Source organism: Streptomyces sp. YS-3 (assembly GCF_045257485.1).
Taxonomy (GTDB): Bacteria; Actinomycetota; Actinomycetes; order Streptomycetales; family Streptomycetaceae; genus Streptomyces.
The window spans coordinates 1-9,026 of the sequence record NZ_JBJHPC010000288.1 but is presented as its reverse complement, the minus strand read 5'-3'; the positions used below and the strand labels follow the sequence as shown (position 1 = coordinate 9,026).

At 74.0% G+C, this 9,026-nt stretch carries 8 protein-coding genes and 1 tRNA gene; 2 read left to right on the top strand and 7 right to left on the bottom strand.

The features are described from left to right. Window positions 1–614: 614 nt before the first annotated feature. Window positions 615–821 carry an antitoxin gene (locus ACJA3G_RS22180; protein ID WP_406554773.1) on the bottom strand — a complete coding sequence of 69 codons (207 nt, stop codon included), beginning with the start codon at window positions 819–821 and terminating at the stop codon, window positions 615–617. A gap of 147 nt (window positions 822–968) precedes the next feature. After that, window positions 969–1,571 (bottom strand): phosphoribosylanthranilate isomerase, encoded by a 603-nt coding sequence (locus ACJA3G_RS22175; RefSeq protein ID WP_406554772.1) that lies wholly within the window; start codon window positions 1,569–1,571, stop codon window positions 969–971. A 121-nt stretch (window positions 1,572–1,692) separates the two neighbouring features. Between ACJA3G_RS22175 and ACJA3G_RS22170 the strand changes: the two genes are divergently transcribed. Next, a tRNA-Met gene (locus ACJA3G_RS22170) sits at window positions 1,693–1,766 on the top strand. Between the two features lie 65 nt (window positions 1,767–1,831). Here the strand turns inward: ACJA3G_RS22170 and ACJA3G_RS22165 are convergent. The 4 genes from ACJA3G_RS22165 to ACJA3G_RS22150 form a co-directional block, all read right to left on the bottom strand. After that, a complete protein-coding gene (locus ACJA3G_RS22165; protein ID WP_406554771.1) occupies window positions 1,832–2,587 on the bottom strand; it encodes a dienelactone hydrolase family protein in 756 nt (251 codons plus the stop codon). 256 nt (window positions 2,588–2,843) lie between these two features. Next, window positions 2,844–3,749 (bottom strand): hypothetical protein, encoded by a 906-nt coding sequence (locus tag ACJA3G_RS22160; RefSeq protein ID WP_406554770.1) that lies wholly within the window; start codon window positions 3,747–3,749, stop codon window positions 2,844–2,846. A 110-nt stretch (window positions 3,750–3,859) separates the two neighbouring features. Then, window positions 3,860–5,266 (bottom strand): 3-carboxy-cis,cis-muconate cycloisomerase, encoded by a 1,407-nt coding sequence (gene pcaB / locus ACJA3G_RS22155; RefSeq protein WP_406554769.1) that lies wholly within the window; start codon window positions 5,264–5,266, stop codon window positions 3,860–3,862. After that, window positions 5,263–7,230 carry an FAD/NAD(P)-binding protein gene (locus ACJA3G_RS22150; protein WP_406554768.1) on the bottom strand — a complete coding sequence of 656 codons (1,968 nt, stop codon included), beginning with the start codon at window positions 7,228–7,230 and terminating at the stop codon, window positions 5,263–5,265. Before ACJA3G_RS22150 ends, pcaB begins: the two co-directional genes overlap by 4 nt. Before the next feature lie 342 nt (window positions 7,231–7,572). On the opposite strand from ACJA3G_RS22150, the gene ACJA3G_RS22145 reads away from it, so the two are divergent. Then, window positions 7,573–8,355 carry a maleate cis-trans isomerase gene (locus ACJA3G_RS22145; protein ID WP_406554767.1) on the top strand — a complete coding sequence of 261 codons (783 nt, stop codon included), beginning with the start codon at window positions 7,573–7,575 and terminating at the stop codon, window positions 8,353–8,355. A gap of 20 nt (window positions 8,356–8,375) precedes the next feature. Here the strand turns inward: ACJA3G_RS22145 and ACJA3G_RS22140 are convergent. Continuing rightward, window positions 8,376–9,026 (bottom strand): NADP-dependent oxidoreductase (locus ACJA3G_RS22140; protein ID WP_406554766.1); only part of this gene is annotated, 651 nt, incomplete at its 5' end.

The window sequence follows — 9,026 nt, the reverse complement described above, 5'->3', positions numbered from 1 at the left end:
GGGGCGGGAGGCAAGGTGGACTGGGGCACGCTCGTCGCGACGCTCAGCGGTGGCTCGATCGCGATCTCCGGGACGGTGCTGGCGGACTACCTGCGGCACCGCAGGGAGGACGAGCGCGGGTCCGGGGCGCGGCGGCGCACGGTGTATCTGGAGTTCATCTCCGCCGCCGAGGCGTGCTTCACACGGTTGCGCCACCTCGCGCGGACCGCCGGGGAGGAACCCGGTCTGGAGGCCGCCACACGGGCCGCCCTGCGCGAGGGCGGGATCCAGGAAGTGCGGGAGCGGCTGTTCATCGAGGCCGGCACCGAGGTGGCCCGTGCCGGGCAGAGGATGTACGAACAACTCCGGGCGCTGCGCCGGGCCGTGGCCACCGGCGCGGGGGCGGAGTCACCCGTCTTCCACGAGGCGTACCACCCGTACATCGCGGCGGTATGGGCCTACCGGGTCGCCGTACGCGCGGAGTTGGAGGGCCAGTCCCTCTCCCCCCGCGGACTTCGGCTGGCGCGGGTGGGACGGCCGGGACCGCTGCCCCGTGTGCGGTGCGGCGGTCGCCGGGACGTGAGCGGTCGTCGGCCCCGGCCGTGCCGGGGCCGACGACCAGGTGCCCGGGTGTGTCACGCCATCGGTGGGTTGTCCTGCCCACCGCCCTGCTCGCGGTCCGAGTCCAGTTGCTGCTTGAGCCTGTCCTGGGCGGTGTCCACCTGGCCGCTGTACTTGCTCTGCGTTCGTTCGTCGACGAAGTCACCGGCGCGGTCGACACCCTTACCCGCCTGGTCCTCGTGCCCCTTGAGCATTTGCTTGAGCTTGTCCATGACGGACATGTCGTGTCCTCCTAGAGCAGGCAGCCCCCGGACTCCAGGATCACCCCTTCCCCCGCCACTCCGCATCCGGGCGGGCGCGGACACCCCCGACGGCCGGGAACCGCCGGGCCTCCGGCGGACGGGTGGATCCTCGGCGGTCCGTACCGCCTACCGCCGCGCCGCCGCCACGAACGCGCGGATCAGCCGCTCCGACTTCACCCCGCGTTCGCTCTCCACCCCGCTGGAGACGTCCACACCCCACGCCCCGGTGGCCTCGACCGCCCGCGAGACGTTCTCCGGGTGCAGGCCTCCCGCGAGCAGCCAGCGGCCCGTGGGGGCGGTGAACCGGGGCGAGGCCCAGTTCCACGGTTTGCCCGAGCCGGGGTCGGGGGCGTCGAGCAGCAGCATGTCCTCGTCCAGCTCTCCGCAGCCGACCGGAACCTCTCCCGCGGCGGTGGCCCGGATCAGCGTACGGCCGGGGGCGCGCAGGGCGCGGTAGTGCTCGGGGCCCTCGTCGCCGTGGAACTGGACGGCACGGACACCGCTCTCCCGCGTCAGCCGCCGGACCTCCTCCACCGGCTGCCCGCGGAATACACCCACCGTGAGCACGTGCTCCGGCACCCGTGCGCCCAGGCGCCGGGCGGTCTCGGTGTCCACCGTGCGCGGACTGGCCGCGAAGACGAACCCCACGGCGTCGGCCCCGGCCTCCACGGCCGCGTCCACATCGCGCTCGGTCCGCAGACCGCAGATCTTGACGAAGAGATCGCTCATGGCCCCAGTCAACCAAACCCCCGGTCCGGGGCGGCCGGAGCCAGGAGATGTCGTGTGCGGGTGCGCGCGGGGGCGACTGGTCATGGGGGCGCGCGAAGTGCCGTACAGTTGGGTTCACCGACGCGGGGTGGAGCAGCTCGGTAGCTCGCTGGGCTCATAACCCAGAGGTCGCAGGTTCAAATCCTGTCCCCGCTACTGTACGAAGAGGCCCGCATCCCCTGGGATGCGGGCCTCTTCGCCTGTCCTCGTGTCCGTACGCCTCAGAGCGCGCGGTCCAGCAGGGCGAGCAGGGCCTCCCAGTGACGGGCGTCGGCAGCGGCGTCGTAGGCCGCGGTGTCGGCCTGGGTGTAGCCGTGCTGGGCGCCCGGGTAGACCTCGGCCCGGTGGCGGACCCCGGCTTCCGAGAGCGCCTTGTTCAGCCGGTCGATCTGCTCGGCCGGCATGCCCGGGTCCTGGTCGGCGTGGCCGAAGTACAGCTCGGCGGTGATCCGCCCGGCGAGCAGGTGCGGGCTGTCGGGGGCGTCGGTGGCCATCCGGCCGCCGTGGAAGCCGGCCGCCGCCGCGACCCGCTCGGGGAAGGACCCGGCGGTGCGCAGGGCGAGGCCCGCGCCCATGCAGTAGCCGGTGACGCCCACCGGCCCGTCCGTCGTCAGCGGGGACTCGGCCAGCCAGCCCAGATACGCGTCCGCGTCCCGTACGACCAGGTCGGCGGTGAGGGCGAATATGTGCGGGCCCAGGGTCTCGAAGATGTCCGGCCGCTGCTGCGGGTCGATGAAGTCGGGCAGCTCGGCGATCGGCGCCCGGCCCGCCCGGTAGAACACGTTGGGGACCAGCACGGTGTATCCGGCCGCCGCGATACGGTCGGCCATCTTCTTGAGGTGGGGGCGGAGCCCGAAGGCGTCCATGTAGAGCAGGACCCCGGGGTGCGGGGCGTTGTCGTCGGGGTGGACGAGGTAGGCGTCGGCGGTGCCGTCCTGCGTGGGGATGTCCACGGAGGATCCGAGCACTGTGGTCATGAACGTCTCTCTTCTCGTTCGGTGTTGCACGCGGGACACCTCGACAGCGTGTCACAACGACCCGGACGCGAAGATCCTTTTCTTGCCGTTCCGCACCGGTTGGACGGATCCGACGTACGGCGTTTTCCGGCCGTTTCCCGTGCTACGGGCCGGAATTGACCCCGCCGGGGCCGCCGGGGGCGGTGGCGGCGGTGGAGCCGCCGCACACCGTCCCGGCGCGTCCGCCGCTCGGGGCCGGGCGGACGCGCGACGGGCGTCAGGTCAGGACCACGACCTTGTGCATGCCCTCGGCGACGTGCGGAACCCCGGTCTTGTCGTCCGGTACGAAGCAGAGCAGCGCGTAGGTGCCCGGCCGCAGGTGGTGGGGCTCCAGCAGCGCGGTGCGTCCCGGCGAGATGGCGCCGAGGCCGAGGGAGGGCCCGGTGAACGGCGGCTGGCCGGCGGTGTGGCCGGCGAAGAACTTCTGGAGCTGGGCGTCGGTCGTGCCGGGCTTGACGGGCTGGAGGCCCATCTCGTGGATCTCGTCCGAGGCGTTGTGGACGAGGACGTTCTCCCTCGCCTTGTGCAGGCCGTTGACGTCGAAGCGGGGTCCCTTCGAGGTCTCACGGGTGATCACGATGCTGTCGGGGAAGTCCGCCAGGTCGCCGGACGATCCGTCGCGCAGGTGCAGGACGCGGGTGACGGGGTGGGCCGGGTCGGCCAGGAAGGCGGTGAAGTCCAGGAGGACGACGGGGCCCGCGCCGACCCGAGTGGTGAAGGTCTCCGGCACGGACGGGGTGACCTGGGCCCCACCGAACAGCTCGGCCTCGTCACGCACCGCAGAGATGCCCCGCGCGGCGGCTGCGGGCTTCTTGCTGACGGCCTTGCCCAGGTCGGCGAGGACCTTGCGCACGGTGACACCGCGGTGCGGCCGGAAGGCCTGGAGGAAGTGGCCCTTGGGGTCGTCGGTCCGTACGTGGAAGGCCACCAGGCCGGCCTGCGCGGTGTCCGGGGCGTGGATGCCCGAGGCCCCGATCTCCACCTCCACCGGGTTGCCGTGGTGGCCGTACTCCTCGCCGCGGGCGGTGGCGTCGGCGGTGGCGGCGCCACCGAGTGCGGTGGCGAGGGCCAGGGCGGCGGCTGCCGCCACCCTGGCCCCGTTGCGCAGCAGTGCGGTACGCATGAGTCTCCTGTCGTCGTGTGACCCCCCGTCACAGGGCAGCACCTTCGGACCTGAGTAACCGTCAGCCACGCAGACGAAGGGGCCGATCGGGGTATCCCGCACGGCCGGTCTCAGCGCGGGGTGCCCACCGCCCGGTCCACGAGGGCCGCCGCGGCGCCCGTGTACCGCGCCGGGTCGCACAGCTCGGCCAGCTCCGCGGGGGTGAGGTGGCCGCGCACCTCCTCGGACTCGGCGAGGACGTCCGCCAGCGGCCGGCCGGAGCTCTGGGCCGCGTGCGAGGCCCGGGTGAGTGCCTGCTTGGCCTCGGTCCTGCCCAGCCGGGGCGCCAGGACCGCCGCGATCCGCTCGGAGACGATCTGGCCACCGGTCAGCGCCAGGTTCCGCGTCATGCGCTCGGGCCGCACCTCCAGTCCCTCGGCCAGCTCGACCAGGGTGTGGGTGGCACCGCCGGTCAGCCGCAGGCACTCGCGCAGCAGCTGCCACTCGGCGTGCCAGGCCCCGGCGGAGCGCTCGTCCTCGGAGAGCACGCACTGCGTGACGCCCGCGGCCAGCACGGGCACCTGGAGCGCCGCGCTGCGCAGCAGGGTCGCCAGGACCGGGTTGCGTTTGTGCGGCATGGCCGACGAACCGCCGCGTCCGGTGACCGCGGGCTCGGCGACCTCCCCGACCTCGGTGCGCGTCAGCGACTGCACATCTACCGCGATCTTGCCGAGGGCGGCGGCGGTGAAGGCGAGGGCGGCGGCGAGGTCCGCGACCGGGGTGCGCAGGGTGTGCCAGGGCAGGCCGGGCGCGGCGAGCCCGGTCTCCCGCGCGAAGGCCTCGGTGAGCCGGGCGGCGTACTCCCCCGGGTCCAGCGGGCCCGTACCGTCCAGGCGCGCGTACTCCAGGTATCCGGCGAGCGTTCCCGCCGCCCCGCCCAGGGAGACGGGCAGCCCCGCGTCCAGGACGCGTTCCAGTCGCAGGTCGGCGTCGAGCAGCAGCTGCCGCCAGCCCGCGGCCTTCAGCCCGAACGTGGTGGGGACGGCGTGCAGGGCGAGGGTGCGGCCCGCCATGGTGGTGGCGCGGTGGCGCCGGGCCAGACCGGCCAGGGCGTCGGCGGACCTGGCGAGGTCGGCGCGCATCAGCCGCAGCGCCCGCCCGGCCACCAGCATCGCGCCGGTGTCGAAGATGTCCTGGCTGGTGGAGCCGCGGTGGACGTAGTGCGCGGCGGCCGGGTCCACGGCGGCGACGCGCCTGGTCAGCGCCTGCACCACGCCCACGACCGGGTTGGCGGTCTCGCGCGCGGCCAGCGCCAGTTCCCGCAGGTCGAAGTGGTCGGCGCGGGCCTGTGCGCCGATGACCTCGGCGGCCTCCTCCGGCAGGGTGCCGAGCCGGGCCTGCGCCCGGGCCAGCGCCGCCTCGGCGTCCAGCATCGCCTGGAGCCACGCCGGGTCGCCGACGGCCTCCTCGACCGGGGTGCCGGCACGGACCGGCGAGAGCAGACCGGAGTCGAGCGGAGTGTCGGAGCGGCTGGTCATACGAGGGCTCCTTGCAGACGGTCRGCGGCGGTGGCGGACGCGGTGGGGCGGGGTGCGAGGGCGAGCACCGCGCGGGCGATGGCGTCGGAGTCGGCCAGGGTCACCGAGTCCACCCCGGGCCGGATCCCGGCCGCGGTCACCCAGTGCACGGCCTCGGTGGGCACCCCGTAGGCGAACCGGCGCGGGTGCGTCCGGCCCCGCGCGTCACGGAGGCGGTAGGGGCGCTCGGCCACCGCGAGGCCGCCGGTCTCGTACCAGGCGCCCCCGGCGGTGGGCACCCGGTGGTTCACGGCCTGCCCGGTGGCGACCAGGTGCTGCAGGAGCGGGTCGGCGGCGCGCCGCACATCCGCCTCGGGCAGCCGGGCCTCGATCAGCACCTGGGCCCGCAGGGGCGGTCCGGGGACGGACCGGGACTGGGCGACGAAGGCGGGGCGGACGGTGTCGATGCGTATCTCGGTCCCCGGGCCGGTCACTTCCAGGACGCCCGCCTCGATGAGGGCGATCATCTCCTCGATGCGCGAGGTGGGGGGTCCGATGGAGAGGAAGGCGTTGAGCGGGGTGTACCAGCCGTCGAGTTCGTCGCGGTGCGAGTCACCGTGCAGACCGCTGTGGTCGACCGCGAGTCTCACCTCGTTGCGCAGGTCGCGCAGGACGTCGAGGGCGGACTTGAGGGGCCCGCTGAGGTTGCCCCGCCGGGCCTCGCGCACATCGTCGCGCAGATGGCGCAGCAGCCAGTCGCGGAACGCGTCCCGGTCGCCGAACTCCTGGTCCCCGTACGGCCGCGAGAGCCGCTCCCAGCTCCAGCGCTCCGCCTGCGGTATGCCGGCCGCGTCGAGCAGTGCGCCGCGCCCCTCGGCGCTCTCGCACGCCAGGAAGCGGTCGACCAGGGCCGGGCGCTCGGCGTCACGGCCGTGGGCGGTCAGCCAGGTGCCGTAGTAGACGCTCTCCACCTCACGGGTGATCAGCGGCCACAACTCCTCACGCAGCCCGATGCGTTGACCGTCCGCCGCCCGTTTGCGCAGGGCTGCGACGTGCTCGGGGGTGAGCAGACGCGGGAGATGGCGCTCGGAGGCACCCTTCTCGTTCTCACCGCGGGCGTGGTAGGGCACACCCCGGCGCGACATGGCGTACATCACCGGCTCCTGCCCCGAGGGCCGGTACACCAGCCGCCCCCCGACCCGTTCGAAGGAGCCGCCGCGTCCCTGGGTGAGCAGGGTCATGTGGTCGAAGAAGTTGAGGCCGAGGCCGCGCAGCAGGACCGGCTCGCCGGCCGCGACGACGCTCAGGTCGAGGTCGGCGGGGTTGGCGGGCTGGAGGTAGCGCAGACCGTGGACCCGGGCGAGGCTGGCGGTCCGCTCCTCGCGGGCGGTGGGCCGTACGGGAACGTGGCCCTGGGCGAGGACCACGGCGTCCAGGCCGCTGAGCCAGGTTCCGTCGGAGAGGCCGACGGCCTGCTCGCAGTCGGCCTCGCCGTGGCTGTCCGCGAGGGCGACGGCGCGCGAGCGGTGGACCTCGACCGTGACGTGCGCGGGGGCGCGCCGGACCACCTGCTGGAACATCGCGGAGAGGTAGCTTCCGTAGAAGGCCCGGCTCGGGTAGGTGTTCGGCCCCAGGTCACGGGCCTCGGCGAGGGTCTGCTCGCCATGCCCGGCGCGGTCGCCGGACGCGGTGATCTCGCGCGCCCACTCCTCCAGGGTGGGGCCGGGCTCGATGGGCCCCTCGATGCACGAGCCGTCGTCGGTGTGGACGGTGATCTGCGAGGCCACCGTGTTCATCAGCAGCAGCCGGGACTGGTCGGTGCGCCAAACGGCGCCGGCGCCGGGCTCGCAGGGCTCCACCACGTGGATGGTCACCGCGGAGTGCGTCGGCCGTGCGCGCTCGTTGGCGCACAGCCGCTCCAGCACCGACAGGCCGCGCGGTCCGGCGCCGACCAGGCACACCGTCCTGGGAACCTCACTCCTCATGCCCACACACTCCTGTCGTCCTGCCCGGTGCCTTCGGGGGTGGCGGGGAGCGACTCGCGGGGAACCGGGCGGTTCGCCGCTGCTTGTCGCTCCTCACAGCGGGACGATAGCCATGGTGAGGTCGCGGAATCCAAGGACGCCGATCAACTGCGGCATGGCGCAAGGGCGTTGGCGCTCGGTGCCCGACCACGACGATCACGGGAAAGCGCAGGTCAGCGCGGGCGGGCCGGGCGCACCCGGATGGCGGCGGCATATCGCGCGGTCGGCCGTGGGCCCGCACGATGGACAAGCGGAAGCAGGCGGTCCGTACAGCAGAGCCGTCCGTGTGGAGGTGCGGGAGCGATGTGGCGACCTGATGGCTGGGAGGTGCGGGTGCGCGTCGGCGTGCTCACGCCCCACGCCGATGTGGGGCCCGAGTCGGAGTTCCGCGCGATGGCCCCGCCCGACGTGGGCGTGCACGCCGCCCGGGTGCCGTTCGGCGCGATGCGTTCCGGCGGCGCCATGGACGCCACGATCCCGCTCGCCCCGGTACGGGCCTTCGCCGGGCCGCCCCACGTGGACGAGGCCGCCGCACAGCTGGCCGCCGCACCCCTGGCCGCCATCGGCTACGCCTTCACCAGCTCCGCGTACGTCATCGGCGCGGACGGCGAGGCGGCGATGCTCACCCGGCTGGCGGCCCGCGCCGACGGCCTGCCGGTGGTCGCCACCTGCGCCTCGACGGTGGAGGCCCTGCGCCTGCTGGGCGCCACCCGGATCTGTCTGGTCGATCCGCCCTGGTTCGACCAGGAGCTCAACGACCTGGGCCGCGCCTACTACGAGGCGGCCGGCTTCGACGTACGGTTCTCCGCGCCCTGCGCCCTGCCCAGCGGACAGTCCCTCATCCGGCCGCGCGAGCTGCACGACTGGGTAGCCGCCCACAACCCCGAGGAGACGGAAGCCGTCGTCGTGGGAGGCAACGGCTTCCGTGCGGTGGGGATGGTGGAACGCCTCGAATCCACCCTGGGACGACCGGTCTTGACGGCCAATCAGGTACTGCTGTGGGCGGTGCTGCGCGCGGCCGACAGCCACACCGAGGCGATCACGGGGTACGGACGGCTGTTCGCCCTGGACACCCCGGCGCTGTAGCGCCCCTCACCGCGGCGGGTTCACTCGGACACCCGCAGGACGATCTTACCCCGGGTGCGGCCCGAGGCCTGCTGCTGGTGGGCCTGCGCGACCTCCGCCAGCGGCAGCACCGACGCCACCTCGACCGTGACCGCGCCGGCGTCGATCAGCCCGGCCAGGGTGGCCAGGGCCGTGCCGTCCGGCTCCACCAGGAACGGCCTGGCGCGCACACCGGCCGCGGCGGCCTTCTCGGCGAGCTCGCCGGAGACCCCGGAGGGGACGGCGACCAGCAGACCGCCCGGCCGCAGCACCTCCAGGGAGCGCGTGCTGGTGCTGTCGATCTCGTCCCCGACGAGGTCGACGACCACGTCGACGCCGGAGACGGCCTTCTCGAAGGGGGTGGCGGTGTAGTCGACGACCTCGTCGGCGCCGWGCTCCCGCAGCCAGGCGTGCTTGCCCGCGCTGGCGGTGGCGATCACATGGGCGCCGAGGTGCTTGGCGATCTGGACGGCGAAGTGGCCCACGCCACCCGCCGCGGCGTGGACGAGCACGCGCTGACCGGGGCGTACGTCGGCGGTGTCCACCAGGACCTGCCAGGCCGTGAGCGCGGCGAGCGGGACGGCCGCGGCCTCGTCGTGGTTGAGGGAGGCGGGCTTGCGGGCGAACTGGCGGGCGGGGGCGGTGACGTACTC